Consider the following 25248-nt stretch of genomic DNA (forward strand, 5'->3'; position numbering starts at 1 on the left):
TTATTATTTATCATCTGTAACTTCGAAAGTGTATGCATTAGTAAAGTCATTATGAATGACCAGTGAATAACTATGACCATTATCCAGCGCCTGTGTTGTCAGATTATCAATTTCCTGCCAATTAAAATATGACTCAATTAGTCCAAATGCCAATACCCCGATGGCACCTCCCCCGACGATTACTGCCCCTGTACGAAAGTATATATTCTTCATAAATTTAAAAATAAAATTCTCCCCCAATGTTTTTTATATGTATCTGAACAATTAATATACATGTTATCATACGTAACTCTACTTTGAAATATTCGTATATAAGCAAAAAGCACTCCCCATTGCTGGGAAGTGCTCTAAATCTATTTACTTAACTGTTTGATTAAATCAACAAATGCATCTACTGCTGACTGTAAGAACTCTACAGTGCCTTCGTTATTAATTTTTCCGTCATCATCAATTAAATCAAAGGAATTGGCGATATACACCTCTGGCTGCTGCAACGGGTGCATATTTAAAAATACCAATGACTGGCGTAAGTGATGATTCGCACCAAATCCGCTTAAATTGGATGGGGACTGACTCATGACCAATGCAGGTTTGCTATCCCACTTACTCTGGCCGTATGGGCGGGAACCTACATCTAATGCGTTCTTCATTGCACCTGACATCGATCGGTTATACTCAGGTGTTGCGAATAATACCGCATCCACTTCATTTAATTTACTGCGGAACTCATCGTATTCTTGTGGTGCACCTGCTTCTGTATCAATATCTTCGTTATATAAAGGTAGATTTCCAATATCGATAAACTCTGTTTCATATTCGGACGGGAATAATTCAGCGACGTTTTCGGCAATCTTTCTAGTAACAGATTCTTTTCTAAGACTTCCAACTATAATACCAACTTTTGTCATATTTCATCATCCTTCCTATAATATTTAACACATTTAAAGTATAGAGGATGAAACCGCTCTAGACAAAAAAAGCACTCCCCATTGCTGGGGAGTGCTTTTTCAATATATAAATATATATTAACGTTTTGAGAATTGTGGAGAACGACGGGCTTTTTTAAGTCCGTATTTGTAACGTTCTTTCATACGTGGGTCACGTGTTAAGAGTCCAGCTCTTTTCAGCGCGCCGCGGTGTTCCGGATCTGCTTCAAGTAAAGCTCTTGCAATACCGTGACGGATTGCTTGTGCCTGACCTGTGAAGCCACCACCGTGAACATTTACCAATACATCGTAGTTACCTTCTGTTTCTGTAACTGAGAATGGCTGGTTTAAATCTAAAATTAAGCTTTCAAATGGAAGATAGTCTCTCATATCGCGTCCGTTAACTGTTACTTTACCTTCACCTGGTACTAAACGTACACGTGCAACTGAGTGCTTACGACGTCCAGTTCCTTGATATTCTACTTTAGCCAAATGTTTTCCCTCCTAGTCCTTAACCACGTAACTCGTAGTTTACAGGTTGTTGTGCAACGTGTGGATGATTTTCTCCACCGTATACAAATAATTTTTTGCCTTGTTTACGTCCTAATGGATTCTTAGGTAACATTCCTTTGATAGAAGTTTCTAATAATCTCATTGGGTTTTTCTCTCTTAATTCACCAGCTGATACTGATTTGATTCCACCAACATGACCTGTGTGTCTGTAGTAGATTTTTTGTGAATCTTTTTTACCTGTTAATACGATCTCACTAGCGTTGATTACGATAACGTAATCACCTGAATCTACGTGAGGTGTAAAAGTTGGTTTGTGTTTCCCGCGTAATATTGTTGCTACTTCTGTAGATAAGCGACCTAATGTTTTACCCGCTGCATCTACAACAAACCATTTACGTTCGATAGTTGACTCATTAGCCATAAACGTTTGATCCATAGTAATTTCCTCCTAAATCTCGTTCTATATTGTCGTTTTAAATTAGTCGTTTTTGTCTTTTTATATTCATTATCCTAATAAGTTTCCGGGGCCTATTAATCATGGATGGATATAAAAATGTACCGTTAATTATTATATAATCGAACCGTCATAAAGTCAATGTTTTCATGACAACTTTTACATCTTTTTATACCATACTTTTTCCAGATAAAGACCTTCGGCCGGTGCTGTTTTAGGAATAACTGTTCTGTCTTTAGCTGCAATCATATTCAGCGTGTCCGGCGTTCTGATACCTCTCCCGCATTCCAGAACGTATGCTGCAATGACGCGCACCATGTTATACAGAAAGCCCGTACCGGTAATAACAAATTCAAAGCCGTCGTTTGTTTCAAGCACTTTAAATTCTTTAATTGTCCGCACTTTATTTTTAATTTCTCCCTTGGCACTGGAGAACGTCGTAAAGTCATGTGTGCCGATAAACGGGTGCATTGCCTCTTTCATCGCTGCGATATCCAGCGCATATGGGTAATGCGTCTTCAATCCGTCGTAAAACGGGTTTTTAGTACCCGTGTAGACCTTATAGCGGTAGGTCTTCCCAGCTGCATCAAACCGGGAATGAAAGTCGTCAGCGGCAATTTGCACGTCATTAATCATTATATCATCCGGCATCGCTCTGTTTAAAATAAATTTCCATTTTTCAGGCGGTATGTCTAGGGGAGTGTCGAAATGAAAATATTGCTCCACAGCATGTACGCCTGCGTCTGTTCGTGATGATGCAATAATACGTGTAAATTCTTTGTGCATCCGTTTCAGCTGTTTTTCTATCGTGCCCTGCACAGTCCGGAAGTCATGCTGATACTGAAATCCGCTGAAGTTCCGTCCGTTATATGAAATGTTTACTGCCACTCTCATTTAGTTCACTGCCTTACAAATATTAATAATGCGCCGAATAACACAAGCACGAGGAGCGCAATTGTATCCCGTGTTTCCCAGGACAGAAGACGGTAGTGCGTTCTGCCTTCTTCACCCTGATAGCCTCTGACTTCCATAGCAATCGCCATTTCTTCAGCACGCTTAAACGCAGACATAAAGAGCGGAATGAATATCGGCACCAGTGCATTAATGCGCTGTTTTAAATTCCCTGTCATAAATGTCGAGCCGCGTGCACTCTGTGCTTTAATTATTTTCTCCGTTTCGTCCATCAGCGTTGGAATAAATCTCAATGAGATCGACATCATCATCGCAATTTCATGCACAGGAACTTTTAAAGCTTTAAGCGGTCTGCACAGTTTTTCAATCGCATCCGTCAGTTCAATCGGACTTGTTGTCAGCGTCATCAGCGTCGTAATCACAACGAGAAGAATCAGCCGGATTGTAATATAAATACCGGTAACAAGTCCTTCTGATTCGATTGTGAAGAACCCGCCGTCAATTAGTACCGTTCCGCCTTTAGTTAAGAACAGATGCATCAGAAATGTAAATATTAACAGGATAAAAATAAGCTTTAAACCGTTAAACAGAAATCTGATTGATAAGCCTGCCAGTTTAGTCATCGCCAGGACAAACAGTATTAACAAACCATAGCCGAGCCAGTGATTTGCAAAGAACACAATAATCATAAATAGAATAACAGTTAGGATTTTCGCTCTCGGGTCCAGGCTGTGAATCATACTATTTCCCGGGATATATCTCCCGAGCAGCATCGAACTAAGCATTATTCTGCCTCCATTCCTTATACAGCTCAATAAATTCAGCTGTATTTTTTGGAGTGCCGTTTAATACTATGCCTTTTTCGTATAAATCCTGAACAAGCTGAATCACGCGGGGAACTTCCAGGTTATAATGTTTCATAAAATGACTGTCGGTTAATATATCAGCAGTCCCGCCTTCTCCTGCAAGCTGTCCTTCAGCCATGACTTTCACTTCATCTGTAAACTCTAAAACATCATTCATATCATGTGTAATTAAAATTACTGTAATACCCATTTTTTTATACACATCGTAAAACAGCTGCATTGTTTCATCATGACTTAGCGGGTCAAGACCCGCTGTCGGTTCGTCCAGTATTAAAATACTCGGCTCCATCGCTAAAATTCCTGCGATTGCAACTTTTCTCATCTGCCCGCCCGAAAGTTCAAAAGGACTTTTCTCAAGTAGTGATTCATGAACATTAAGAAGGTCCAGATAGTAGCACGCTTTTTCTTTGGCAGCTTCTTCACTGACTCCCATATTCATCGGTCCGAACATTACATCTTTCAATACTGTACTTTCAAACAGCTGGTGCTCCGGAAACTGAAACACCATGCCGACTTTAGCTTTTGCCTGATGGATAACCTTTTGCTTTGTTTTCTTCTGCAGTACAACACCGTCTGTTTCAACTGTACCCGAGCTCGGCAGAATCAAGCCGTTCATCGTCTGAATCAGCGTAGACTTACCGCTCCCTGTATGACCGATTAATCCATAAAACTTCCCCGATTCAAATGTCGTATTTATATTTTTTAACGCCAGATATTCGAATGGAGACTTACGGTTATAAAACACATTTACATCCGCAAACTTTATCGTCATAATCGCACCACCAGTTCTTCATGTGTCATATAAGAGCCGTCGAGCAGTGCATCTGAAATTTCTACCGTATACGGTACTTTTAAATTACTCTCCTGCAGCAGTTTCTTATCCCTGTACACTTCTTCCACTGAACCCTGACCGACAATTGCCCCGCCGTTCATCACGATGACTCTGTCGCTCCGTTCAATTTCAGTTAAGTCATGAGTAATATAAAGAATCGTTGTATCCAGTTGTTCATGCAGTCTGCATAAGATAGACAGCACTTCTGTTCGTCCTTTAGGATCCAGCATTGATGTCGCTTCATCGAGAATAAGTACTTCCGGCTGCATCGCAAGTGCACCTGCGATTGCGACTCTCTGTTTCTGCCCGCCTGACAGACGGTGGGGTTCATGTGTACGGAATTCGAGCATATTAACGAGACTGAGAGCATACTCTGTACGTTCGATCATTTCTTCCCGTTCGAGACCCAGATTCTCAAGGCCGAATGCAACATCATCTTCAACAGTTGCTCCGACAAACTGGTTATCCGGATTCTGGAAGACAATCGCAAACTTACGTCTTAGCAGCTGCTTGTTCTCATCGGTTAAAAGTTCACCGCCAACGTAAATTTCACCTTCGTATTCTTCAATAATACCCATGATAATTTTTACCAATGTACTTTTCCCTGAGCCGTTATGCCCGATTATCGAAGTCCATTCCCCCGCATTGAAAGGGATGGAGATATGATCCAGGGCATATGATTCTTCCGCCCGGTATTTAAATGCAATATCTTTTAATGAAATCATATTTCCACCCCTTTAAAATTTTATGTAAAAAAAGCGCGTACCCTGCAATAAGAGTCGCGCACTGATTGTTATATTGCAGGATACGTCGAGCTAGACGAATGAGCCCTTACGGGCTCACCATCATAACACTCACTCTGCTTTTAAAAGTTTACGCTTCTTCAGTTGTAACTGAAGCGCCTTCTACGAATTCGATAATTACAAGTTCAGCTCCGTCACCACGACGAGTTCCAAGCTTCTTGATGCTTGTGTAACCGCCTTGACGATCTGCGAAACGTGGAGCGATGTCTTCAAATAATTTTTGAAGTGCATAACTTGTTGAACCATCTTCATTGATGATTTCTACGTTACGTACAGTTTGACCAGCACGTCTTTTCGCTGCTAAGTCACCGCGTTTACCTAGTGTAACTAAACGGTCTGCAAGTTTACGTAATTCTTTAGCACGGTCTTCAGTAGTAGTGATGCGCTCACTTACGATTAATGAAGTTGCTAAGTCGCGTAACATCGCTTTTCTTTGGTCTGATGTACGTCCAAGTTTTCTGTAACCCATTATTTCTCCTCCTTTATGACTAGTCTTCTTTACGTAGACCTAAATCAAGGTCTTCAAGTTTAAATTTAACTTCTTCCAGTGACTTGCGTCCCAGATTACGCACTTTCATCATATCAGCTTCTGATTTATCAGTAAGTTCCTGAACAGAGTTAATACCAGCGCGTTTCAGACAGTTATAAGAACGTACTGATAAGTCAAGTTCTTCAATAGACATTTCAAGTACTTTCTCTTTCTGATCTTCTTCTTTCTCGATCATGATTTCCGCATTTTGTGCTTCATCAGTAAGACCGACAAAAATGTTTAAGTGTTCAGTGAGAATTTTAGCACCCAATGATACTGCTTCCTGAGGAGTAAGTGAACCATCAGTCCATACATCAAGAGTAAGCTTATCGAAGTTTGTACTTTGTCCTACACGTGTATTTTCAACAGTATAATTCGCACGTTCTATCGGTGTATAGATAGAGTCGATTGGAATTACACCAATTGGCATATCAGCTTTATTATTACCGTCTGCAAGAGTATATCCTCGACCACGATCTGCTGTCATGCGTAATTTCAAGCTTCCGCCTTTAGATACTGTTGCAATCTTAAGGTCTCTGTTTAAAATTTCCACATCACTGTCGTGAGTAATATCAGCTGCAGTCACTACACCTTCACCGCTAAAATCAATTTCCAAAGTTTTTTCTTCTTCAGAATAGATTTTTAAAGCAAGGCTCTTGAGGTTAGTAATAATTGTAGTCACGTCTTCAACAACATTGTCTATTGTCGAAAACTCATGAAGTACATTTTCTATTTCAATCGTCTTAACTGCCGCACCTGGTAATGATGATAAAAGAATGCGACGCAAGGAGTTCCCAAGTGTTGTCCCATAACCTCTTTCTAAAGGTTCTACGACAAACTTACCAAACTTAGAATCTTCCGATACCTCTACTGTCTCAATTCTAGGTTTCTCGATTTCGATCATGTGTAACATATCCTCCCTTTAAACGCCGAAAATATTAGAAAATAATATTGTTCCCAACTACTTAAGCGATTTTATATTTCTTATACACGACGACGTTTAGGTGGACGACAGCCATTGTGTGGAACTGGAGTTACATCTCTGATAGCTGTAATTTCAAGTCCGGCTGACTGAAGTGCACGGATAGCTGCTTCACGACCGGCACCAGGACCTTTAACTGTAACTTCTACAGTTTTAAGACCGTGTTCCATCGCTGCTTTAGAAGCAGTTTCAGAAGCCATTTGTGCTGCGAAAGGAGTAGATTTCTTAGAACCTCTAAACCCTAATGCACCGGCAGATGACCATGAAAGAGCATTACCGAACTCGTCAGTAATTGTAACAATTGTATTGTTAAAAGTTGAGCGGATGTGTGCTACACCTGCTTCTATATTCTTTTTCACTTTACGTTTACGTGATTGTTGTTTGCGAGCCATTTTTTATCCTCCTTTACTTTAGTAACTATTTATTTCTTCTTGTTCGCTACTGTTTTAATTGGACCTTTACGAGTTCTTGCGTTGTTCTTAGTGTGTTGACCATTAACTGGTAAACCACGACGGTGACGCATTCCCTTGTAAGAACCGATTTCCATAAGACGTTTAACGTTTAAGTTAGTTTCACGGCGTAAGTCACCTTCGACTTTATACGCGTCTACTACTTCACGAATTTTGTTTAACTCATCTTCTGTAAGATCTTTAACTCTAGTATTTTGATCAACTGATGCTTTAGCTAAAATTTCGCTAGCGCGTGTTGGTCCAATACCGAAAACATATGTTAAAGAAATTACAACACGTTTGTCACGTGGTACGTCAACTCCTGCAATACGAGCCATATCTTTGCACCTCCAAATTAAATATTAACCTTGTTTTTGTTTGTGTTTAGGGTTTTCACAAATTACCATTACTTTTCCTTTTCTGCGGATAACTTTACATTTTTCACAGATAGGTTTTACTGATGGTCTTACTTTCATGTTTTTTACCTCCTTAGAATATGGAGTCTCTTATTTAAAACGATAAGTGATTCTGCCACGTGTTAAGTCATATGGTGACATCTCAACTGTTACTTTATCACCAGGAAGTATGCGTATATAGTTCATACGAATTTTACCTGATACATGAGCTAATATCTCATGACCATTTTCTAATTCTACTTTGAACATTGCATTTGGTAAAGTATCAAGCACTGTACCTTCCAGTTCAATTACATCTTGTTTACTCACTTCTTTTCCTCCTTATACAGCATTTCAATTCCTATTATAGAAATTTGCTCTAGGTGACGATTCACTTCGTCTAATAACGACTCTCTCGTATACATATAGACATAGCAACATTCACCTAAATTGCTGCAAGGTGAACATTTCTATAAGCCATTAAGAATTTCATCGACTTCTTCGAAAACTTCTTCTATATCTTTTGAGCCATCTACTGTAGCTAGAACTCCAAGACCTTTATAGAAATCTAGAAGTGGTGCTGTCTGTTTAATATTGACTTCCAGACGGTTTTGTACTGTTTCCGGATTGTCATCTTCGCGCTGGTATAATTTACCGCCGTCTAAGTCACAAATACCCTCTGTCTTAGGCGGGTTAAACACTAGATGATAAGTCGCACCGCAAGTTTCACACATGCGTCGGCCAGTCAGTCTGTTCATCAGTTCCTCTTCAGGCACTTCAACATATATAGTCTGATCGATCTTAGAGTCAAGCTCTGTCATGATGTTATTCAATGCTTCTGCCTGTTCGACAGTTCTAGGGAAACCATCCAGTAAAAATCCATTTTTTACATCACTTTGAGAAAGACGCTCTTTCACGATACCAACCGTTACTTCGTCAGGAACAAGTTCTCCCTGGTCCATAAATGCCTTGGCCTGTCTTCCTAAATCCGTCTCGTTTTTAATCGCGAGACGGAACATATCTCCTGTAGAGATATGAGGAATCGAGTATTTTTTGATTATTTTCGCAGCTTGAGTACCTTTACCTGCACCAGGCAAGCCCATAATAATAATGTTCATTATTCTGTTTCCTCCTACTTATCTACGCTTTCTAAATCCGCGGTATTCTCTTTGGTTAGCCTGAGCTTCCAATTGTTTCATCGTTTCAAGAGCAACCCCGATAACAATCAGCAAGCTCGTCCCCCCAATTTGAATTGCCTGCGGCAAGTCCATAAACTTCGTAATTAAGAGTGGTAAAATTGCAATACCTGCAAGGAACACAGAGCCTACAAATACTAGTCTGTATAAAACAGAAGTAATATAATCCTGTGTGTTTTTACCTGGGCGGATACCCGGAATATAACTGCCCTGTTTTTTCAGGTTGTCAGCCATCTTCTCAGGATTCACCTGTACAAATGAATAGAAGTAAGCAAATGCGATAATCAGGACAACATAGACAATCATTCCAATCCAGTCAGACGGGTCAGCAAAACGGGCTACCGTTTGTGCCCAGTTTGCATCCGGGAAAAATAATGTCAGTGTTTGAGGCATCATCAGAAATGCCATTGCAAAGATTACCGGGATAACCCCTGCCGGGTTAACTTTTAACGGTAAGAATGTTGATTGCGGTGCCAATTGTGACCCGGGTGTACTCTGTCCTTTTGCATATTGCACTGGAATCTTACGAATCGCCTGTAAGATAAACACTGCAAACGCAGTAAGAAGAATAAGGAATATTACAATACCAGCAATTTGCAGTACTGCCATTGTTACATCCGCCGAACCTGTGAATCTTGACTGATAAAGCTGAATTAATGCACTTGGAAGTGCACCTAAGATACCTGCAAAGATAATGATTGAAATACCATTACCGACACCATGTGTAGTGATTTGCTCACCAAGCCACATAAGGAAAGCAGTACCTGTAGTTAAAATTAAAGCGATAAGCAGATAAGATCCAACATTATTGTCATCAATCAGGTTACCGCCGAACATTTGGTTAAATGCAAATGACATACCGATAGCCTGGATAAAGGCTAAAACGATCGTGAAATACCTAGTGAATTGAGCCAGTTTCCGTCTTCCGACTTCACCTTGTCTTGCCCATTCAGCAAACTTTGGAACTACGTCCATTTGAAGCAGCTGCGTCACGATTGAAGCCGTAATGTACGGCATTATCCCCATCGCTAAGATAGAGAAGTTCATGAGCGCTCCACCGCCAAATGTATTCATTAAATCTAAAACTCCGCTCCCGGATGCGCCAGTGTCAAAAACACTTGGATCTACGCCGGGAACTGGAATGTAAGTACCGATTTTGAAAATAACTAGCATTACCAAAGTAAACAGTATCTTATTACGTATTTCTTTAATTTTAAAGAAATTCGATATCGTTCCGATCATTAGATCACCTCATGAGTTCCGCCCTGTTGCTCAATCGCTTCTACAGCTGAACTAGAAAATTTGTGCGCTTTAATCGTCAACTTCTTCTCTAAGTTACCGTTGCCTAAAATCTTAATTCCAGATTTTTCGTTTTTAACAATTCCTGATTCGATTAAAAGTTCAGGAGTTACTTCTGTACCATTGTCAAAACGGTTTAACGCAGTAATATTTACAATTGCGTAATCTTTACGGTTGATGTTTGTGAATCCGCGTTTTGGAATACTACGGAAAAGTGGTAATTGTCCACCTTCGAAAGTAAGACCAACTTTACCGCCAGAACGAGATTTCTGCCCGTTATGACCGCGACCGGATGTTTTACCGTTACCTGATGACATACCGCGTCCAACTCTGTTACGTTTGTTACGCGCGCCTTCAACTGGTTTAAGTTCGTGTAATTTCATCTTCGCACCTCCTACTTTATTTTATCATTATTTCTCTTCTACTGTAACTAAATGACCGACTTTAGCAATCTGTCCTCTTAACTGAGGAGTATCTTCATGCTCAACAGTCTGGTGCATTTTTCTAAGTCCTAATGCTGTAACTGTTTCTCTTTGTGTCTGCGGTTTACCGATAACACTCTTAGTGAGGGTAACTTTCACTTTTGCCATTGACTATTCCCTCCTTAGTTTAGAATCTCTTCTACAGTTTTATCTCTAAGTTTTGCAACTTCTTTAACATCTTTAAGTTCAGTTAAGCCTTTAACAGTAGCGCGAACTACGTTAATTGGTGTGTTAGCACCAAGTGACTTACTTAAGATATCAGTAACACCAGCTAATTCTAATACGGCACGAACCGGTCCGCCCGCGATAACCCCTGTACCAGGAGCAGCAGGTTTCATGAGTACGTTACCTGATGAGAATCGTCCGATTACTTCATGAGGTACAGTACCATTAACGATAGGTACTTCAACTAGATTTTTCTTAGCAGCTTCGATTGCTTTTTTAATTGCTTCAGGAACTTCCTGAGCTTTACCAGTACCGAAACCTACACGTCCTTTTCTATCCCCAACTACTACTAAAGCTGAGAAACGGAAACGACGACCACCTTTAACTACTTTAGCGATACGGTTGATCGTTACAACGCGCTCTTCAAATTCTTGTACTTCTCTTTCTCTTCTTTGAGCCATGAAATATGTCCCTCCTTTTTTTTAGAAATCCAGTCCGTTTTCACGTGCTGCATCAGCTAACGCTTTAACACGTCCATGATATAAATATCCACCACGGTCAAATACTACTTTAACGATGTCTTTGTCTTTTGCACGGTTGGCAATTAGAGCTCCGACTTCTTTAGCTGCTTCTACGTTAGATCCTGATTCGCCTTTGAATTCAGTGTCTTTAGTAGACGCGCTTGCAAGTGTAATTTGCGCAGTGTCATCAATTAATTGAGCATAGATATGCTTGTTTGAACGGTAAACATTTAAACGTGGTCTTTCAGACGTACCTGAAAGTAAGTTACGCACGCGACCATGTCTTTTTTGACGTACTTTGTTCTTGTCAATTTTCGCGATCATTGATGTTCACTCCTCACTTATTATTATTTACCAGTTTTACCTTCTTTACGGCGAACGTTTTCACCTTTATAGCGAATACCTTTACCTTTGTATGGTTCTGGTGGGCGTACTTTACGGATGTTAGATGCAAGAGCACCAACAGCCTCTTTATTAATACCTTCAATTTTAATGTTAGTATTGCCGTCAACTGTAATCGCAAGATCATCAGTTGCTTCGAATTCTACCGGGTGTGATAAACCAACGCTTAGCGCTAATTTTTTACCTTGCATTTGAGCACGGTAACCAACTCCGATAAGTTCAAGTTCTTTAACAAAACCTTTTGATACACCTTCAACCATGTTGTTGATAAGTGCACGAGTTGTTCCGTGAACTGTACGGTGTTCTTTAGATTCACTTGGGCGAACTACTTCTAGAGTAGTATCTTCAAGATTGTATGTCATTGCTTCATTAAATGAGTTAACTAATTCACCTTTAGGACCTTTTACTGTAATAGTATTGTCCTTAATGTCAATTGTTACGTCACTTGGAATGTCAATAAGACGTTTACCTACACGACTCATTACTTTGCACCTCCTGTTTTATTAAATTACCAAACGTATGCGAGAACTTCCCCGCCAAGATTTCTTTTACGAGCTTCTTTATCTGTAAGCACGCCTTCTGATGTTGAAATAAGAGCAATTCCAAGACCGTTAAGTACTCTTGGTAATTCTTCTCTTTTAGCATAAACACGTAGTCCAGGTTTAGAAATACGTTTCAAACCAGTAATAACGCGTTCGTTTTCGTTGCTGTATTTCATGAATACACGAATCATACCTTGTTTATCGTCCTCGATGTATTCTACATTTTTAACAAAACCTTCTGTTTTCAAAATAGCAGCGATTTCCTTTTTCATGTTTGAACCAGGAATCTCTAAAGTTTCATGTCTAACAATGTTCGCATTTCTAATGCGTGTTAGCATATCTGCAATTGGATCTGACACTGTCATTTAAGTTGCCTCCTTTCGAATAATAAATCTTACCAGCTTGCTTTTCTTACACCAGGAATTTGCCCTTTGTAAGCAAGTTCACGGAAACAGATACGGCAAAGCTTGAATTTACGTAGTACTGAATGTGGTCTACCACATCTTTCGCAGCGTGTATATTCTCTAACTTTGAATTTTTGTTCTTTTTGCTGTTTAGCAATCATTGATTTTTTAGCCACTATATTGCCTCCTTATTACTTACTTTTGGAACGGCATACCGAATTGTGTAAGCAATTCACGAGCTTCTTCGTCCGTGTTTGCTGTTGTAACAATAACGATATCCATACCGCGAACTTTTGATACTTTATCGTAATCAATTTCCGGGAAGATTAATTGTTCTTTAACACCTAATGTGTAGTTACCGCGTCCATCGAATGCTTTCTTAGAAATACCTCTGAAGTCTCTTACACGTGGTAATGACACTGAGATAAGTTTGTCTAGGAATTCATACATTCTTTCTCCACGAAGTGTAACTTTAGCACCAATTGGCATACCTTCACGTAAACGGAATGTAGCGATTGATTTCTTAGCTTTAGTGATAACTGGTTTTTGACCTGTAATTGCACTTAATTCCTCAACTGCTGTGTCGAGTACTTTTGCGTTTTGTACAGCGTCACCAATACCCATGTTTACTACGATTTTATCAATCTGTGGTGCCTGCATTACTGAAGAGTAGTTAAATTTGTTTACTAGTTCTTGTTTGATTGTTTCATTGTATTTTTCTTTTAAGCGAGCCATTAATGGGACCTCCTTCCGTTTGAATCTTATTTGATCTCTTTACCTGATTTAACAGCGATTTTCACTTTTTTACCATCTTTAATTTCATGACGGATACGAGTGCGTTCACCTGATTCAGGGTCTACATGCATGACGTTGGAAACATGAATCGGAGCTTCTACCTCTAGAATCCCGCCTTCTGGGTTCATTTGAGATGGCTTCTGATGTTTCTTGATTACGTTGACATTTTCAATAACGACACGGTTGTCTGCAGGAATTGCTTTTAGTACAGTTCCTTTCTTACCTTTGTCCTTACCGCTGATTACAACGACCTGGTCACCTGTTTTTACGTGCATAGTTGTCGCACCTCCTTCGGATTTGGATTATAGTACTTCTGGTGCTAATGAGATAATCTTCATGAAGTTGCCTTCGCGAAGTTCACGAGCAACTGGTCCGAAAATACGAGTACCTCTTGGACCTTTATCATCACGGATGATTACGCATGCGTTCTCATCGAATTTAATATATGAACCATCTTCACGACGGACACCTGTTTTTGTTCTAACGATGACGGCTCTAACAACCTCACCTTTTTTGACAACCCCACCGGGTGTTGCATTCTTAACACTTGCAACGATTACATCTCCGATATTTGCAGTTTTACGGCCTGTTCCGCCCAAAACTTTAATAGTTAGCACTTCACGTGCTCCTGAGTTGTCAGCTACCTTCAAGCGGCTCTCTGACTGAATCATGCGCGATTCCCTCCTTCTGTTTCAAATATTTTTATACTATTACAGATTCTTTAACGATTTCAACTAGACGGAATCGTTTAGTCGCAGATAATGGACGTGTTTCTTGGATTCTAACGATATCGCCCATTTTCGCAGTATTGTTTTCATCATGTGCTTTATATTTTTTAGAATATTTAACACGTTTTCCGATGATCGGGTGCTTTGTGTAAGTTTCAACAAGTACCGTTACAGTCTTATCCATCTTGTCGGATACGACGCGGCCCTGGTAAACTTTGCGTTCGTTTTTTCTTTCCACGATTTGAACCTCCTCTAATTATTGATTCGCTTGTGCTTCTTCAATCTCTCTTTGGCGAACCGTCGTTTTCATTCTAGCGATAGTCTTTCTAACTTCTTTGATACGAGCAGTGTTTTCTAGCTGACCTGTAGCTAGCTGAAAGCGCAGATTGAAAAGTTCTTCTTTCAATTCTTTAACATTAGATTCAATTTCGGAATTCGTTAAATCACGGATTTCTTTAGCTTTCATTCGTATCACCACCTAATTCTTCACGTTTTACTATTTTCGTTTTTAATGGAAGTTTATGACTTGCAAGACGAAGTGCCTCTTTAGCTACTTCCTCTTCTACACCCGCAACTTCAAACATAACGCGGCCTGGTTTAACTACTGCAATCCAACCTTCAATTGCACCTTTACCAGAACCCATACGTACTTCTAATGGTTTCTTTGTATATGGCGTGTGCGGGAAGATGTTGATCCATACTTTACCGCCACGTTTCATGTAACGTGTCATTGCAATACGCGCTGCTTCGATTTGTCTTGCAGTAATCCAAGATGTTGTCATAGCTTGTAGCCCGTATTCACCAAAGCTTACTTGATTTCCGCCTTTAGAACGTCCTTTTGTATTCGGACGGTGCTGACGACGGTATTTTACTCTTTTTGGTAATAACATTCCAAATTTCCTCCTTACTTATTTATTATTCTTTGTAGGAAGAACTTCTCCACGGTAGATCCATACCTTGACACCTAACTTACCGTAAGTTGTGTCTGCTTCTTCATGAGCATAATCGATGTCTGCACGAAGTGTATGAAGTGGAACTGTTCCTTCACTGTAACCTTCAGCACGAGCGATGTCGGCGCCGCCTAAACGTCCTGAAACTTGTGTTTTAATACCTTTAGCGCCTGATTTAATAGCTCTTTGAAGCGCTTGTTTTTGTGCTCTACGGAAAGATACACGGTTTTCTAATTGACGCGCAATATTTTCTGCTACAAGTTTAGCATCCATATCTACTTTCTTAATTTCAATAACGTTGATATGAACCTTCTTGCCAGTTAAGTTAGTCAGTGCAGTACGTAGTTTGTTAATTTCACTACCGCCTTTACCGATTACCATACCTGGTTTACCTGTGTGCAAAGCAATATTCACTCGGTTTGCTGCACGTTCGATTTCCACTTTGGAAATTGATGCATCTTTAAGATTAGTCTCGATATATTTACGAACTTTTAAGTCTTCGTGTAACAGGCTTGCAAAGTTTTTGTCTGCATACCATTTTGCTTCCCAGTCACGAATGACACCTACACGAAACCCAATTGGATTTATCTTTTGGCCCAAGTTAATTCCCTCCTTATATAATTAAGCGTTTTCTGTCTCTTTATTTTCTTCAGTTTCAACTTCTGCTTCGTTTGCGTACTCTTTAACAACTACAGTGATATGGCTAGTACGTTTGTTGATTTTCGTAGCACGGCCTTGAGCACGTGGACGGAATCTTTTCATCGTAGGACCTTCATCTGCAAATATTTCAGAAATATACAGGTTATCGATATCCATATCGTAGTTGTGTTCTGCGTTAGCAACTGCAGATTTAACTAGTTTCTCCACTACTGGTGAAGATCTCTTGTTTGTAAGTTTTAGAATTGATATCGCTTCTCCAACTTCTTTACCTCTCACAAGGTCAAGAATAAGGCGTACTTTACGCGGAGCGATTCTCACAGTTTTAGCAATAGCTTTCGATTGCATGAGTTTTTCCTCCTTTATCGCATATGGTTAGTTATTTATCTTTTTGTTTTTTGATCGTTTCCGTGACCTTTGAAAGTTCTTGTAGGTGCAAATTCACCTAGTTTGTGTCCAACCATATCTTCTGTGATGTACACAGGTACATGTTTACGTCCGTCGTATACAGCGATTGTATGTCCGATGAAATTCGGGAAAACCGTTGAACGGCGTGACCATGTTTTAATTACACTTTTTTTACTACCTTCGTTCTGAGCCTCTACTTTTTTCATGAGGTGATCGTCGACGAAAGGTCCTTTTTTAAGACTGCGTGCCATGTAGGCGCCTCCTTCCAATAATGCGTGCGGATTTTATCCGCACACTCACATTACTTATTTCTTACGTCCTCTTACTATGAACTTAGTTGAACGGTTTTTACCTCTACGAGTTTTCTTACCAAGAGTTGGTTTACCCCAAGGAGAAACTGGTGATGGACGTCCGATAGGAGCTTTACCTTCACCACCACCGTGCGGGTGGTCGTTAGGGTTCATTACTGAACCACGTACTGTAGGGCGTTTACCTTTCCATCTAGAACGTCCGGCTTTACCAATGTTGATAAGTTCGTGCTGTTCGTTACCAACTTGTCCGATTGTCGCTCTACATGTAAGAAGTACCATACGTACTTCACCGGAAGCTAATCTTACCAGTGCGTATTTACCTTCTTTACCTAACAGCTGTGCGCTTGTACCTGCTGAACGTGACATCTGTCCGCCGGCACCTGGTTTTAATTCGATGTTGTGGATTGTAGTACCAACCGGGATGTCTGCTAATGTTAATGCGTTACCTGGTTTGATATCTGCTTCAGGTCCACTCATGATTACTGTTCCAACTGTCATGCCTTTAGGTGCTAAGATATATTTCTTTTCACCATCTGCATATGATACTAACGCGATGTTAGCTGAACGGTTTGGATCGTACTCAATAGTTTTAACTGTTGCAGGAATTCCATCTTTATTACGTTTGAAGTCAATAATTCTATATTGACGTTTATGTCCACCTGCTTGGTGACGTACAGTAATTTTACCTTGGTTATTACGTCCCGCTTTTTTCGGCAGCGGCGCTAGTAATGAACGTTCCGGAGTTGTTGAAGTGATTTCAGCAAAATCCGAACCAGTCATATTACGACGACCATTCGTGGTAGGCTTATATTTCTTAATTGCCATCCTCGTTATACCTCCTTATTGGTATCTTTATATAATTTAGAAGATTTCGATTGAACCTTCTTTAAGTTTTACAATCGCTTTTCTTCTTCTGTTTGTATAGCCTTCGTAACGACCCATGCGTTTTTTCTTAGGCTTAACATTCATAATGTTTACTTTTTCAACTTTAACGTCGAAGATTTCTTCAACTGCGTGTTTGACTTGTGTTTTGTTCGCTCTTACATCTACATCAAATGTGTATTTGTCTTCTGACATTAAGTCAGCAGAACGCTCAGTAACTACTGGGCGCTTGATAATGTCGCGTGCATCCATTATACAAGTACCTCCTCTGCTATTTTGATTGCTCCCTCAGTGAAGATCACATGGTTAGCAGAAAGGATATCTAGTACGTTAAGACCAGCTGGAGTTAACACTGTAACACCTGGGATGTTACGTGCTGATTTCTCAACAACTTCGTCTTTATTTTCAAGTACGAGAAGTACTTTCTTAGCTGCACCAAGATTTTCAAGTACTGTTAAGAACTCTTTAGTTTTTGGCGCTTCCATTTCAAGGTGGTCAATCACTTGTAATACTTCTTCATTTACTTTCGCTGAAAGTGCTGAACGAAGTGCAAGCTTTCTCATTTTCTTCGGCATGCTGTAGCTGTATGATCTTTGAGTCGGTCCGAATACGACGCCGCCTCCACGGAATTGCGGTGCACGGATTGTACCTTGACGTGCGTTACCTGTTCCTTTTTGTTTAAACGGCTTTCTTCCGCCGCCGCGTACAGCTGAGCGGTTTTTCACTGCGTGTGTCCCTTGTCTAAGAGATGCACGTTGTAAGTGAACTGCTTCAAATAGTACGTGCTGGTTTGGTTCGATTCCGAATACAGCCTGGTTTAATTCGATAGAACTTACTTTAGTTCCTTCTTTTGATAAAACATCGATTGCCATGTGTTTATCCTCCCTTCCTTATTACTTGTTACCTTTTTTAATTGATGATGAAATTTTTACAAAACCTTTTCTAGGTCCTGGCACGTTGCCTTTAATAAGAACAACATTTTTCTCTGCATCTACACGTACGATTTCTAAGTTTTGCATAGTAATCGTTTTACCACCCATTTGTCCAGGTAATTTTTTACCTTTAAAAACTTTTGACGGGCTGGCAGCCATAGCCATGGCACCTGATCCTCTGTGGTAACGTGAACCGTGACTCATTGGTCCGCGGCTGAAATTGTGACGTTTGATAGAACCCTGGAAACCTTTACCTTTTGAAGTTCCTGTTACGTCTACAAAATCACCTGCAGCAAATGTATCTACAGGGACTTCTTGACCTACGTCAAATTCCTCTGCGTTCAAGTTCTTGAATTCGCGTATGAAGCGCTTAGGAGCAGTGCCAGATGCTTTAGCATGGCCTGCCTCTGCTTTGTTGGCATATTTGTTGCTTCTGCCTTTTGCGTTATAATCGCGTTTGTCATCAAATCCGATTTGAATCGCGTTATATCCGTCTGTTTCGTCAGTTTTCTTTTGAACTACTACGTTTCCTGCAGCTTCAACTACTGTTACAGGGATTAATTCTCCGTTTTCACCGAAAACTTGAGTCATCCCAATTTTTCTACCTAAGATTCCTTTGGTCATCGAAAGTCGCACCTCCTATAATTTATAACTTGATTTCGATGTCTACGCCTGATGGTAAGTTTAAGCCCATTAGAGCGTCAACTGTTTTAGGTGTAGGGTTTAAAATGTCGATAAGACGTTTGTGTGTACGCTGTTCAAACTGTTCACGTGAATCTTTGTATTTGTGCACCGCACGAATAACTGTGTAAATAGTTTTCTCAGTCGGTAACGGAATCGGTCCTGATACATCTGCACCTGAACGTTTTGCCGTCTCAACGATTTTTTCTGCTGATTGATCCAGCACTCTGTGGTCGTACGCTTTTAAACGAATACGAATTTTTTGCTTTGCCATTATTTATACCTCCTTATGGTCGTCATCCTATTAATGGTAGACTATCTCAGCGAAAATTTTCTTGTCACATCTGCCATGGCAATGCGGCCGGGTGTGTCAGTAACCTCTCGCTTCATCGATGTGTGATGTGCATAGGAACAGCACTTCACGTATTCAGGACACAACTGTGTCCGCTTAAGTCCAACGTTAGATATGATACAGTAAAAGAGTGAGGAAATCAATAGGTATCTAGAGATTTCTTCACTCTTTTTTAATTTTCTTCGGGTTTTTATTATATATACATCACTTTGAATATTAATTAATGAATACGAAGTATAAAATGAACACTACGAATAGTCCATACATTATTGGATTAATTTCTTTTCTCTTGCCTGCCATGATCATTGTAATTGGATAGAAGATAAATCCAATAGCAATACCGGTCGCGATACTGTACGTGAGCGGCATCATAAATACTGTCAGGAATGCAGGTACTGCAACTTCAAATCTGCCCCAGCTTATCTTCGATAAATTAGATGCCATTAAAATCCCCACTATAATAAGTGCAGGTGCTGTGACTTCCGATGTAAATGTCACAATCAGCGGCGAGAAGAATATCGCAGCTAAGAATAACACACCGGTAACAACTGAAGCAAATCCGCTCCGTGCCCCGGCTGCGACACCGGCTGTAGATTCTACATATGATGTTGTTGTAGATGTTCCGAAGATTGCGCCTGTAATCGTCGCAAATGCATCTGCAAGGAGCGCCTTGCTTGCACGCGGGAGCTTGTTATCTTTAATAAGGTTAGCTTGTGACGCTACGCCTACGAGTGTACCTGCAGTATCAAAAAAGTCTACGAACAGGAAAGTCAGCACAACAATCAAGAACTGCACGTTAAAAATTGTATCAAAGTCCATCAGCCCTTCAAATGCTGCGCCGAATGTAGGTGCAACGCTCGGCACTGAACCGACGATTGCCGACGGCATCGGAACGATTCCAGTGACTATACCCAGTAGTGCAGTAATAATCATTCCGAAAAATATTGCTGCCGGAACTTTTTTAGTCATTAATATAACGGTAATCACAAGTCCTGCAAAAGTCAGCAGCACGCCGCCGCTGTGTACGTCGCCGAGACTGATTAATGTCGCGTCATCCCCGGCGATAATTCCCGAAGACTGAAGTCCTACGAAAGTGATGAAGAATCCGATACCGGCGCTGACCGCCATTTTCATCTCCATCGGTATGGCATTAATTATGTATTCACGTAAACCTGTTAATGTAAGGATTACAAAAATCACACCGGAGAACAGTACGCCTGTTAGTGCAGTCTGCCAGGGAATTCCCATCGTCAGAACTACTGTAAAAGCGAAAAACGCGTTCAGTCCCATACCGGGCGCGAGTGCGATTGGATATTTCGCAATAATTCCCATAAACAGACAGCCGACAAATGCCGCTAAACACGTTGCAACGAAGACAGCGTTAATATCCATCTTCATTTCATCCGGAACACCCTCTATTCCCTGCAGTGATAAAATCGAAGGGTTAACAGCGAGAATATAAGCCATCGACAGGAATGTTGTCAGACCCCCTACTATTTCTTTTCTAAAATTAGTATCAAGTTCCTCAAAACCAAAAAACTTTTTCATAGTAAACTCCAATCATTATATGATTATTTAAATTGTATAATCCTCGGGTCATCGTATCCTATAAAGCGAATCAGCAGCTCTCTCGTATAAGGAAAGAACATTTCTATTATCTTGCCGTAAAACAGAACAATTAATATCGTCCCGATAAATACCGGTCCCCCGAGTATAATTCCAAACACTGTAACAATTAGTTCCATTAAAAACCGAGCTCTCGCCATTCTTAAATTGAACTTCATTACCAATACCATCATTAAAGAGTCTCTCGGTCCAGCGCCAAGGTTCGGTGTCATATAAAATGCAGAACCGAATGCTGCGATAAACACACCCGCTGTAAAGTAGACCGCTTGTGCAGGCCAGCTCTCCACATCCGGCAGCACCCAGACAAAGAAGTCGATAAATGCGCCGATCGTTAACAAGTTGACGTACACTCCGCCTTTAGGCAGAGCTTTTAAGATGAGCGAGGTTGCTATTACAATACCGATGCCGATAATGACTGCCCAGCTTCCGAATGTCAGTCCGACAGACTGCCACAGGCCGAAATGCAGTACATCCCAAGGTGACAGACCCATAACAAAGCCTTTAACCTGCATCGCAACGCCGATTGATAATATGATTAAACCTACAAAGTAAAACAGGCAGCGTTTAACAAAGCTACTAGGCACCCTATCACTCCTATATAATATGTATAAAGCTTTACCAGTTGGTTTTAATCTCAAATACAAGTATATTATACACCTAATTCGACATAAATACATGCTAAATCCGTACATTTCTCTTTTTTTTAACGTAAATGTTTGTCTAAAAATTATTGCTTTCTCTTCACATTTAAAATTGCTCATTTATGATATGATATTAGTTAAGTTTAGGTGGTGGTTAAAATGGATTTGGAAAGCCAATTACAGGAATTAAAATACGAATATGTGCACCTTCAAGGTGATTTGGAAAAAATCGAGTCCACTGGTCATCCGACATCAAAAATGACGGATCGTCTTCACGAACTTGAAACTCAGATTAAAGAAGTACGCCAGGCACTAAAAAATAAATAATTTCAGGACGTGGATATAATGAAACGAATGATTACCCTGATTATGATCATTCAATTTTTAATATATTTCGGGTTCAGTATGATTATTCCAGTCATTCCCGAACTCATTAATCAGCTCGGTGTCAATACGATACATATGGGCTTACTGCTCGCGGTCTATTCACTCGCGAGCTTTCTTTCCGCTCCGTTCTTCGGACGGTTATCCGACAAAATCGGCAGACGTCCGCTTCTTCTCGGCGGGTTAGCAGCATTTGCATTCAGTTTTTTAATATTTGGTGTGTTCATAGATAACCTGACTATACTTTATCTAAGCAGAGTTATCGGGGGGGCCGCTTCAGGCGCTCTTTACACTGCAACGACGAGTATGGTTGCAGATATTACAACGCGGGAAGAACGTACGAAATACATGGGTCTTGTCGGCATGTGTGTCGGTCTCGGTTTTATTTTTGGACCGGGTGTCGGCGGTATATTGGCAGGCATCTCATTGAGCTTCGCCTACTATATGACGACAATCGTTATTACCGGTGCATTGATCTTCAGCTTCTTGAAAGTTCCGGAAACGTACAGTCAAAAAACACAGCAGACACCAAAGAAAATTACACTGGCTGTCGATTACTTTACTCAGCCCGTCGGTATTCTGATGGTCGGTACATTTTTTGTAATGTTTTTCATGAGCGGAATGGAAAGTACTTTCCAGCTGCTCGGTCAGGACCGTATTAATATTACCCCGACTGAAATGGGAGTATTGTTTTTCATCGGAGGAATATTTAACGCACTGACTCAAGGTGTATATATAAGGAAGCTGAAAGACGGTCAGGAGAAAAAAGCAATGGTCATTGGTCAGATTATGGCCGTGATTGCATTTATTATGCTGCCGTTCATGACAGGTCTCGTTTATGCCGGAATCTGTATTGTTCTCCTGATGACGGGGAATGCTCTGGCAAAAACTTTAATGACATCACAAATTACGAAAGAAGCATCCGCTCAAGATATGGGACGTGTTACTGCAACGACATATTCACTCGACAGTCTCGGAAGAATATGCGGACCGCTCATATTTAACGCACTGTTCCTGATCACTGCGGGACTGCCGTTTTATTTTGGCGCACTGATGACTATCTTATCGACACATTTTATTTTCCAATACTATAGAAAACGAGGGAGAGTCGCATGACATTATTAACACTCCTCATGCTTTTAATTTATATCGTCATTAGTGCCGCTACCATTTTGAATTTCAGGTCGCGCGCTTTTGACATCGCACGCTACATTTCCGGCGCTGCATTTTTACTGATGATGATTACCTTCAGTCTGTCGCTCGGCGGTACGGATATTTTTATCGTGCTGCTGCTTTCACTGTGCATTGTTATGTCAGTTGAAATTACATCATTTAAAGAATACAAAGGCGACCGTGCAAACTTATTTTTAGTGCACGCGTTTACGCTGACGATGGCACTTGTACTTATTATAATTCTGATCACTCTGTAAGGAGATGTGTATATGAGACGTGTCATTTTAATACTGCTGATGTTAATTCAAATACTGTTCTTTATAAATTACTCGATTAACGACGGCATTATTTTTTATAACATCTATATATGGTTCACTCTCGCAGCGCTCGCTATTATTACCGGCATCCGGGCATTCCGCTCCGAGCCGCATTTAAATGAGAGCCGTCATATGCATTCTTATTTTTCACTTGCACTGATTATCGTCTCTTGTTCATCTGTGCTGTTTATATTATATATCGCAATTATGCAGCCGTATTATTTATAAAACATATAAAAACCATACGTCAAATTCCTTGTGAAATGACGTATGGTTTTTTTATGCTGAGTTTTGGCGTTCGGGTTCCGGATTCATGTCTATGAAAAGTAGACTGCGTGATCATGAGGGTTGATTACAGTACTCTCATCAGGTCGAAAAACGATATTCAATCACATGTAATCATCGCACTGGGCGTGAACCCTCCCCCCAAAAAAACAGCAAAAACCCGCCAATGATTCGGCAGGTTTTCTCAGTTATCTTCTTTTAATTATTTTATTCAGCTTCATTTTACTCTTCTGAAACAGCGGGAACATTACTTCCGCCGCCATATAAAGCGGGCGATTCGTTACATAATCGAATTCTCCGATTTTATCCGATACCTCTGTACCCCACACTTTTTTAAACTGCCATAGCCCGAAGTGTTCGTCATCCCTATCAGGTTCTACTGATACACCACCGAAGTCATATGTCTTTGCACCGTGTTCACGTGCATACTGCATCATATGCCACTGCATGTGATGATTCGGGAGGAATTCTCTAAAGTCGTTTGAAGATGCGCCGTACAGGTAATAGGACTTATGTCCTGACTGCGCGTACAGTGCGCCTGACAAGAGTACTCCTTGTGGTTGTTTCCGTTTAAGTTCATTCATGTCGTCTAGCTGCGACTGAACTTTCGTCATACGATTATTTAAATTCTTCAGCTGATTTTGTTTTTTCAGCTCATCTTTAATTTTCTCTGCTTTACGGATATCTTTCGTTACTTTTTCGATATCGTTCTGAAGCGACTGCACAGCGCTATCCGGTAATAGTTTAACCATAAACAGGTCCATATGCCCTTCGGGATTCAAGTTATCGTACAGCGACTCAAAATATGTAATGTCTCTCGTTAAGAAGCCGTCGCGCTCGCCTGTTTCTTTCATCAATTTAACGAAGTCCGAAAGTTCTTCCCTGTCTGCTTTATAAACCGTTGTACCGGCACGCAGTGAATTTCTTACTTTTGTTCGGTTGTTCCGTTCAAAGCTCTGCAGCAGCGCTTTGTCGTCAACGCTAATATTTGTCACCATCGTTGTACGCGGCTGAATAACATCTTTACTCATGCCGTCCGTCAGACCGTGATGCTTAAAACCGAGCTGTTTTAAATATTCGATTGTATCTTCGTTGCCTGAAGCCGGAATGTCCGGGTCTATTTTAATCGTATAAGATTTTTCATCTGCTGCGATTTTCTTCGCTGCTCCGAGCAGTGTGTTCACGACTTCCCTGTCTTCGTAATTACAGACAAAACCGCGTGACGCATAACACATCGTAAAGAATGTTTTCGGCACTTTTTTAAACAGTAACAATGCGACGCCTTCTACTTCACCATTACGTCCAACAGCAATGCGTCTCGAGTACCATCCCGTCAGTTCTTTTGAGCCGGCCCATGATGTCAGCTGAAGCAGATCACCTGCAGGATGTGACATAACAAATTCATCGTGCATTTCATCTGTAATATTTAATAGTTCAACCATAATTTCTCACCA

General features: G+C 40.5%; 44 protein-coding genes. 4 read left to right on the forward strand and 40 right to left on the reverse strand.

Annotated features, from left to right (window positions below; translation table 11 throughout):
• Positions 1-3 precede the first annotated feature (3 nt).
• The 39 genes from H625_RS0105815 to H625_RS0106005 all read right to left on the reverse strand — a co-directional run bounded on the left by H625_RS0105815 (position 4) and on the right by H625_RS0106005 (position 21578).
• Positions 4-213 (reverse strand): hypothetical protein, encoded by a 210-nt coding sequence (locus tag H625_RS0105815; RefSeq protein ID WP_026859077.1) that lies wholly within the window; start codon positions 211-213, stop codon positions 4-6.
• Between the two features lie 140 nt (positions 214-353).
• Entirely contained in the window at positions 354-908 is a 555-nt protein-coding gene (locus H625_RS0105820; protein ID WP_026859078.1) for an NADPH-dependent FMN reductase, read from the reverse strand.
• A gap of 117 nt (positions 909-1025) precedes the next feature.
• Positions 1026-1418 carry a 30S ribosomal protein S9 gene (gene rpsI, locus H625_RS0105825; protein ID WP_026859079.1) on the reverse strand — a complete coding sequence of 131 codons (393 nt, stop codon included), beginning with the start codon at positions 1416-1418 and terminating at the stop codon, positions 1026-1028.
• A 19-nt stretch (positions 1419-1437) separates the two neighbouring features.
• Positions 1438-1875 (reverse strand): 50S ribosomal protein L13, encoded by a 438-nt coding sequence (gene rplM, locus H625_RS0105830; protein ID WP_026859080.1) that lies wholly within the window; start codon positions 1873-1875, stop codon positions 1438-1440.
• A gap of 177 nt (positions 1876-2052) precedes the next feature.
• Positions 2053-2787 (reverse strand): tRNA pseudouridine(38-40) synthase TruA, encoded by a 735-nt coding sequence (truA, locus tag H625_RS12690; RefSeq protein ID WP_051238999.1) that lies wholly within the window; start codon positions 2785-2787, stop codon positions 2053-2055.
• 5 nt (positions 2788-2792) lie between these two features.
• Entirely contained in the window at positions 2793-3590 is a 798-nt protein-coding gene (locus H625_RS0105840) for an energy-coupling factor transporter transmembrane component T family protein (protein WP_026859081.1), read from the reverse strand.
• Entirely contained in the window at positions 3583-4443 is an 861-nt protein-coding gene (locus H625_RS0105845) for an energy-coupling factor transporter ATPase (protein ID WP_026859082.1), read from the reverse strand. Before H625_RS0105845 ends, H625_RS0105840 begins: the two co-directional genes overlap by 8 nt.
• Positions 4440-5228 carry an energy-coupling factor transporter ATPase gene (locus H625_RS0105850; protein WP_026859083.1) on the reverse strand — a complete coding sequence of 263 codons (789 nt, stop codon included), beginning with the start codon at positions 5226-5228 and terminating at the stop codon, positions 4440-4442. Before H625_RS0105850 ends, H625_RS0105845 begins: the two co-directional genes overlap by 4 nt.
• Positions 5229-5376: 148 nt before the next feature.
• A complete protein-coding gene (rplQ, locus tag H625_RS0105855; protein WP_026859084.1) occupies positions 5377-5775 on the reverse strand; it encodes a 50S ribosomal protein L17 in 399 nt (132 codons plus the stop codon).
• Positions 5776-5794: 19 nt separating this feature from the next.
• Entirely contained in the window at positions 5795-6739 is a 945-nt protein-coding gene (locus tag H625_RS0105860; protein ID WP_026859085.1) for a DNA-directed RNA polymerase subunit alpha, read from the reverse strand.
• Between the two features lie 80 nt (positions 6740-6819).
• Complete coding sequence (rpsK, locus tag H625_RS0105865) at positions 6820-7209, reverse strand: 30S ribosomal protein S11 (protein WP_026859086.1); 390 nt, start codon at positions 7207-7209, stop codon at positions 6820-6822.
• Between the two features lie 29 nt (positions 7210-7238).
• Positions 7239-7604 carry a 30S ribosomal protein S13 gene (rpsM, locus tag H625_RS0105870; RefSeq protein WP_026859087.1) on the reverse strand — a complete coding sequence of 122 codons (366 nt, stop codon included), beginning with the start codon at positions 7602-7604 and terminating at the stop codon, positions 7239-7241.
• Between the two features lie 24 nt (positions 7605-7628).
• Positions 7629-7742, reverse strand: a complete 114-nt coding sequence (gene rpmJ / locus H625_RS0105875; RefSeq protein WP_003156543.1) for a 50S ribosomal protein L36 — start codon at positions 7740-7742, stop codon at positions 7629-7631.
• A 30-nt stretch (positions 7743-7772) separates the two neighbouring features.
• Complete coding sequence (gene infA, locus H625_RS0105880) at positions 7773-7991, reverse strand: translation initiation factor IF-1 (RefSeq protein WP_017547668.1); 219 nt, start codon at positions 7989-7991, stop codon at positions 7773-7775.
• A 140-nt stretch (positions 7992-8131) separates the two neighbouring features.
• Positions 8132-8779, reverse strand: coding sequence for an adenylate kinase (locus H625_RS0105885; protein ID WP_026859088.1), 648 nt, complete (start codon positions 8777-8779; stop codon positions 8132-8134).
• A gap of 18 nt (positions 8780-8797) precedes the next feature.
• Positions 8798-10099: a preprotein translocase subunit SecY gene (gene secY, locus H625_RS0105890; protein ID WP_026859089.1), complete on the reverse strand. Its 1302-nt coding sequence runs from the start codon at positions 10097-10099 to the stop codon at positions 8798-8800.
• Positions 10099-10539, reverse strand: coding sequence for a 50S ribosomal protein L15 (rplO, locus tag H625_RS0105895; protein WP_026859090.1), 441 nt, complete (start codon positions 10537-10539; stop codon positions 10099-10101). Before rplO ends, secY begins: the two co-directional genes overlap by 1 nt.
• Before the next feature lie 27 nt (positions 10540-10566).
• Complete coding sequence (gene rpmD, locus H625_RS0105900) at positions 10567-10746, reverse strand: 50S ribosomal protein L30 (protein ID WP_026859091.1); 180 nt, start codon at positions 10744-10746, stop codon at positions 10567-10569.
• A 14-nt stretch (positions 10747-10760) separates the two neighbouring features.
• Positions 10761-11264 carry a 30S ribosomal protein S5 gene (gene rpsE, locus H625_RS0105905; RefSeq protein WP_026859092.1) on the reverse strand — a complete coding sequence of 168 codons (504 nt, stop codon included), beginning with the start codon at positions 11262-11264 and terminating at the stop codon, positions 10761-10763.
• Positions 11265-11285: 21 nt separating this feature from the next.
• Positions 11286-11648 carry a 50S ribosomal protein L18 gene (rplR, locus tag H625_RS0105910; protein ID WP_026859093.1) on the reverse strand — a complete coding sequence of 121 codons (363 nt, stop codon included), beginning with the start codon at positions 11646-11648 and terminating at the stop codon, positions 11286-11288.
• Positions 11649-11671: 23 nt separating this feature from the next.
• A complete protein-coding gene (rplF, locus tag H625_RS0105915) occupies positions 11672-12208 on the reverse strand; it encodes a 50S ribosomal protein L6 (protein WP_026859094.1) in 537 nt (178 codons plus the stop codon).
• Between the two features lie 26 nt (positions 12209-12234).
• The gene (gene rpsH / locus H625_RS0105920) at positions 12235-12633 is read right to left on the reverse strand and encodes a 30S ribosomal protein S8 (protein ID WP_026859095.1); all 399 of its coding nucleotides are present in this window, start codon (positions 12631-12633) and stop codon (positions 12235-12237) included.
• Between the two features lie 29 nt (positions 12634-12662).
• The gene (locus H625_RS0105925) at positions 12663-12848 is read right to left on the reverse strand and encodes a type Z 30S ribosomal protein S14 (protein WP_026859096.1); all 186 of its coding nucleotides are present in this window, start codon (positions 12846-12848) and stop codon (positions 12663-12665) included.
• Positions 12849-12867: 19 nt separating this feature from the next.
• Complete coding sequence (gene rplE / locus H625_RS0105930) at positions 12868-13407, reverse strand: 50S ribosomal protein L5 (RefSeq protein WP_026859097.1); 540 nt, start codon at positions 13405-13407, stop codon at positions 12868-12870.
• Between the two features lie 26 nt (positions 13408-13433).
• Positions 13434-13742 carry a 50S ribosomal protein L24 gene (rplX, locus tag H625_RS0105935; protein ID WP_026859098.1) on the reverse strand — a complete coding sequence of 103 codons (309 nt, stop codon included), beginning with the start codon at positions 13740-13742 and terminating at the stop codon, positions 13434-13436.
• Between the two features lie 27 nt (positions 13743-13769).
• A complete protein-coding gene (rplN, locus tag H625_RS0105940) occupies positions 13770-14138 on the reverse strand; it encodes a 50S ribosomal protein L14 (RefSeq protein WP_026859099.1) in 369 nt (122 codons plus the stop codon).
• Positions 14139-14169: 31 nt separating this feature from the next.
• Entirely contained in the window at positions 14170-14433 is a 264-nt protein-coding gene (gene rpsQ / locus H625_RS0105945) for a 30S ribosomal protein S17 (RefSeq protein WP_156897190.1), read from the reverse strand.
• A gap of 18 nt (positions 14434-14451) precedes the next feature.
• Positions 14452-14661: a 50S ribosomal protein L29 gene (rpmC, locus tag H625_RS0105950; RefSeq protein ID WP_026859101.1), complete on the reverse strand. Its 210-nt coding sequence runs from the start codon at positions 14659-14661 to the stop codon at positions 14452-14454.
• The gene (rplP, locus tag H625_RS0105955; protein ID WP_026859102.1) at positions 14651-15085 is read right to left on the reverse strand and encodes a 50S ribosomal protein L16; all 435 of its coding nucleotides are present in this window, start codon (positions 15083-15085) and stop codon (positions 14651-14653) included. The genes rpmC and rplP overlap by 11 nt, the downstream gene beginning before the upstream one ends.
• A gap of 18 nt (positions 15086-15103) precedes the next feature.
• On the reverse strand, positions 15104-15745 hold the full coding sequence (gene rpsC, locus H625_RS0105960) for a 30S ribosomal protein S3 (RefSeq protein ID WP_026859103.1): 642 nt from the start codon (positions 15743-15745) through the stop codon (positions 15104-15106).
• A gap of 21 nt (positions 15746-15766) precedes the next feature.
• Entirely contained in the window at positions 15767-16150 is a 384-nt protein-coding gene (rplV, locus tag H625_RS0105965; RefSeq protein WP_026859104.1) for a 50S ribosomal protein L22, read from the reverse strand.
• 35 nt (positions 16151-16185) lie between these two features.
• Positions 16186-16461: a 30S ribosomal protein S19 gene (gene rpsS, locus H625_RS0105970; RefSeq protein ID WP_026859105.1), complete on the reverse strand. Its 276-nt coding sequence runs from the start codon at positions 16459-16461 to the stop codon at positions 16186-16188.
• A 54-nt stretch (positions 16462-16515) separates the two neighbouring features.
• Positions 16516-17346, reverse strand: coding sequence for a 50S ribosomal protein L2 (gene rplB / locus H625_RS0105975; protein WP_026859106.1), 831 nt, complete (start codon positions 17344-17346; stop codon positions 16516-16518).
• A gap of 36 nt (positions 17347-17382) precedes the next feature.
• Positions 17383-17655 (reverse strand): 50S ribosomal protein L23, encoded by a 273-nt coding sequence (rplW, locus tag H625_RS0105980; protein WP_026859107.1) that lies wholly within the window; start codon positions 17653-17655, stop codon positions 17383-17385.
• Positions 17655-18275 carry a 50S ribosomal protein L4 gene (gene rplD, locus H625_RS0105985; RefSeq protein ID WP_026859108.1) on the reverse strand — a complete coding sequence of 207 codons (621 nt, stop codon included), beginning with the start codon at positions 18273-18275 and terminating at the stop codon, positions 17655-17657. Before rplD ends, rplW begins: the two co-directional genes overlap by 1 nt.
• Before the next feature lie 21 nt (positions 18276-18296).
• Complete coding sequence (gene rplC, locus H625_RS0105990) at positions 18297-18959, reverse strand: 50S ribosomal protein L3 (protein WP_026859109.1); 663 nt, start codon at positions 18957-18959, stop codon at positions 18297-18299.
• A gap of 22 nt (positions 18960-18981) precedes the next feature.
• The gene (rpsJ, locus tag H625_RS0105995; RefSeq protein ID WP_026859110.1) at positions 18982-19290 is read right to left on the reverse strand and encodes a 30S ribosomal protein S10; all 309 of its coding nucleotides are present in this window, start codon (positions 19288-19290) and stop codon (positions 18982-18984) included.
• Between the two features lie 294 nt (positions 19291-19584).
• Positions 19585-20916, reverse strand: a complete 1332-nt coding sequence (locus tag H625_RS0106000; protein WP_026859111.1) for an NCS2 family permease — start codon at positions 20914-20916, stop codon at positions 19585-19587.
• A 23-nt stretch (positions 20917-20939) separates the two neighbouring features.
• Complete coding sequence (locus tag H625_RS0106005) at positions 20940-21578, reverse strand: YczE/YyaS/YitT family protein (RefSeq protein ID WP_026859112.1); 639 nt, start codon at positions 21576-21578, stop codon at positions 20940-20942.
• Positions 21579-21794: 216 nt separating this feature from the next.
• On the opposite strand from H625_RS0106005, the gene H625_RS13735 reads away from it, so the two are divergent.
• From H625_RS13735 to H625_RS0106025, 4 genes are read left to right on the forward strand one after another with little or no spacing between them, the layout of a single operon-like run.
• On the forward strand, positions 21795-21962 hold the full coding sequence (locus H625_RS13735; protein WP_169516116.1) for an SE1832 family protein: 168 nt from the start codon (positions 21795-21797) through the stop codon (positions 21960-21962).
• 18 nt (positions 21963-21980) lie between these two features.
• Positions 21981-23135 carry an MFS transporter gene (locus tag H625_RS0106015; protein ID WP_026859113.1) on the forward strand — a complete coding sequence of 385 codons (1155 nt, stop codon included), beginning with the start codon at positions 21981-21983 and terminating at the stop codon, positions 23133-23135.
• Positions 23132-23449 carry a hypothetical protein gene (locus tag H625_RS0106020; RefSeq protein WP_026859114.1) on the forward strand — a complete coding sequence of 106 codons (318 nt, stop codon included), beginning with the start codon at positions 23132-23134 and terminating at the stop codon, positions 23447-23449. Before H625_RS0106015 ends, H625_RS0106020 begins: the two co-directional genes overlap by 4 nt.
• A 12-nt stretch (positions 23450-23461) precedes the next feature.
• Positions 23462-23737, forward strand: a complete 276-nt coding sequence (locus tag H625_RS0106025) for a hypothetical protein (protein ID WP_026859115.1) — start codon at positions 23462-23464, stop codon at positions 23735-23737.
• 245 nt (positions 23738-23982) lie between these two features.
• Here H625_RS0106025 and H625_RS0106030 read toward each other — a convergent pair whose 3' ends face one another.
• Positions 23983-25236 (reverse strand): lipid II:glycine glycyltransferase FemX, encoded by a 1254-nt coding sequence (locus tag H625_RS0106030; RefSeq protein ID WP_026859116.1) that lies wholly within the window; start codon positions 25234-25236, stop codon positions 23983-23985.
• Positions 25237-25248: the final 12 nt, after the last annotated feature.

The sequence above is a fragment of the Jeotgalicoccus psychrophilus DSM 19085 genome, assembly GCF_000425845.1.
Classification (GTDB): domain Bacteria; phylum Bacillota; class Bacilli; order Staphylococcales; family Salinicoccaceae; genus Jeotgalicoccus; species Jeotgalicoccus psychrophilus.

What these genes read in the sequence shown, in the direction of transcription:
- H625_RS0105815 (WP_026859077.1), bottom strand. Translation starts at nt 213, where the DNA reads ATGAAGAATATATACTTTCGTACAGGGGCAGTAATCGTCGGGGGAGGT.
- H625_RS0105820 (WP_026859078.1), bottom strand. Translation starts at nt 908, where the DNA reads ATGACAAAAGTTGGTATTATAGTTGGAAGTCTTAGAAAAGAATCTGTT.
- rplM (WP_026859080.1), bottom strand. Translation starts at nt 1,875, where the DNA reads ATGGATCAAACGTTTATGGCTAATGAGTCAACTATCGAACGTAAATGG.
- truA (WP_051238999.1), bottom strand. Translation starts at nt 2,787, where the DNA reads ATGAGAGTGGCAGTAAACATTTCATATAACGGACGGAACTTCAGCGGA.
- H625_RS0105840 (WP_026859081.1), bottom strand. Translation starts at nt 3,590, where the DNA reads ATGCTTAGTTCGATGCTGCTCGGGAGATATATCCCGGGAAATAGTATG.
- H625_RS0105845 (WP_026859082.1), bottom strand. Translation starts at nt 4,443, where the DNA reads ATGACGATAAAGTTTGCGGATGTAAATGTGTTTTATAACCGTAAGTCT.
- H625_RS0105850 (WP_026859083.1), bottom strand. Translation starts at nt 5,228, where the DNA reads ATGATTTCATTAAAAGATATTGCATTTAAATACCGGGCGGAAGAATCA.
- rplQ (WP_026859084.1), bottom strand. Translation starts at nt 5,775, where the DNA reads ATGGGTTACAGAAAACTTGGACGTACATCAGACCAAAGAAAAGCGATG.
- H625_RS0105860 (WP_026859085.1), bottom strand. Translation starts at nt 6,739, where the DNA reads ATGATCGAAATCGAGAAACCTAGAATTGAGACAGTAGAGGTATCGGAA.
- rpsK (WP_026859086.1), bottom strand. Translation starts at nt 7,209, where the DNA reads ATGGCTCGCAAACAACAATCACGTAAACGTAAAGTGAAAAAGAATATA.
- rpsM (WP_026859087.1), bottom strand. Translation starts at nt 7,604, where the DNA reads ATGGCTCGTATTGCAGGAGTTGACGTACCACGTGACAAACGTGTTGTA.
- rpmJ (WP_003156543.1), bottom strand. Translation starts at nt 7,742, where the DNA reads ATGAAAGTAAGACCATCAGTAAAACCTATCTGTGAAAAATGTAAAGTT.
- H625_RS0105885 (WP_026859088.1), bottom strand. Translation starts at nt 8,779, where the DNA reads ATGAACATTATTATTATGGGCTTGCCTGGTGCAGGTAAAGGTACTCAA.
- secY (WP_026859089.1), bottom strand. Translation starts at nt 10,099, where the DNA reads ATGATCGGAACGATATCGAATTTCTTTAAAATTAAAGAAATACGTAAT.
- rplO (WP_026859090.1), bottom strand. Translation starts at nt 10,539, where the DNA reads ATGAAATTACACGAACTTAAACCAGTTGAAGGCGCGCGTAACAAACGT.
- rpmD (WP_026859091.1), bottom strand. Translation starts at nt 10,746, where the DNA reads ATGGCAAAAGTGAAAGTTACCCTCACTAAGAGTGTTATCGGTAAACCG.
- rpsE (WP_026859092.1), bottom strand. Translation starts at nt 11,264, where the DNA reads ATGGCTCAAAGAAGAGAAAGAGAAGTACAAGAATTTGAAGAGCGCGTT.
- rplR (WP_026859093.1), bottom strand. Translation starts at nt 11,648, where the DNA reads ATGATCGCGAAAATTGACAAGAACAAAGTACGTCAAAAAAGACATGGT.
- rplF (WP_026859094.1), bottom strand. Translation starts at nt 12,208, where the DNA reads ATGAGTCGTGTAGGTAAACGTCTTATTGACATTCCAAGTGACGTAACA.
- rpsH (WP_026859095.1), bottom strand. Translation starts at nt 12,633, where the DNA reads ATGACAGTGTCAGATCCAATTGCAGATATGCTAACACGCATTAGAAAT.
- rplE (WP_026859097.1), bottom strand. Translation starts at nt 13,407, where the DNA reads ATGGCTCGCTTAAAAGAAAAATACAATGAAACAATCAAACAAGAACTA.
- rplX (WP_026859098.1), bottom strand. Translation starts at nt 13,742, where the DNA reads ATGCACGTAAAAACAGGTGACCAGGTCGTTGTAATCAGCGGTAAGGAC.
- rplN (WP_026859099.1), bottom strand. Translation starts at nt 14,138, where the DNA reads ATGATTCAGTCAGAGAGCCGCTTGAAGGTAGCTGACAACTCAGGAGCA.
- rpmC (WP_026859101.1), bottom strand. Translation starts at nt 14,661, where the DNA reads ATGAAAGCTAAAGAAATCCGTGATTTAACGAATTCCGAAATTGAATCT.
- rplP (WP_026859102.1), bottom strand. Translation starts at nt 15,085, where the DNA reads ATGTTATTACCAAAAAGAGTAAAATACCGTCGTCAGCACCGTCCGAAT.
- rplV (WP_026859104.1), bottom strand. Translation starts at nt 16,150, where the DNA reads ATGCAATCGAAAGCTATTGCTAAAACTGTGAGAATCGCTCCGCGTAAA.
- rpsS (WP_026859105.1), bottom strand. Translation starts at nt 16,461, where the DNA reads ATGGCACGCAGTCTTAAAAAAGGACCTTTCGTCGACGATCACCTCATG.
- rplB (WP_026859106.1), bottom strand. Translation starts at nt 17,346, where the DNA reads ATGGCAATTAAGAAATATAAGCCTACCACGAATGGTCGTCGTAATATG.
- rplW (WP_026859107.1), bottom strand. Translation starts at nt 17,655, where the DNA reads ATGGATGCACGCGACATTATCAAGCGCCCAGTAGTTACTGAGCGTTCT.
- rplD (WP_026859108.1), bottom strand. Translation starts at nt 18,275, where the DNA reads ATGGCAATCGATGTTTTATCAAAAGAAGGAACTAAAGTAAGTTCTATC.
- rplC (WP_026859109.1), bottom strand. Translation starts at nt 18,959, where the DNA reads ATGACCAAAGGAATCTTAGGTAGAAAAATTGGGATGACTCAAGTTTTC.
- rpsJ (WP_026859110.1), bottom strand. Translation starts at nt 19,290, where the DNA reads ATGGCAAAGCAAAAAATTCGTATTCGTTTAAAAGCGTACGACCACAGA.
- H625_RS0106000 (WP_026859111.1), bottom strand. Translation starts at nt 20,916, where the DNA reads ATGAAAAAGTTTTTTGGTTTTGAGGAACTTGATACTAATTTTAGAAAA.
- H625_RS13735 (WP_169516116.1), top strand. Translation starts at nt 21,795, where the DNA reads ATGGATTTGGAAAGCCAATTACAGGAATTAAAATACGAATATGTGCAC.
- H625_RS0106015 (WP_026859113.1), top strand. Translation starts at nt 21,981, where the DNA reads ATGAAACGAATGATTACCCTGATTATGATCATTCAATTTTTAATATAT.
- H625_RS0106020 (WP_026859114.1), top strand. Translation starts at nt 23,132, where the DNA reads ATGACATTATTAACACTCCTCATGCTTTTAATTTATATCGTCATTAGT.
- H625_RS0106025 (WP_026859115.1), top strand. Translation starts at nt 23,462, where the DNA reads ATGAGACGTGTCATTTTAATACTGCTGATGTTAATTCAAATACTGTTC.
- H625_RS0106030 (WP_026859116.1), bottom strand. Translation starts at nt 25,236, where the DNA reads ATGGTTGAACTATTAAATATTACAGATGAAATGCACGATGAATTTGTT.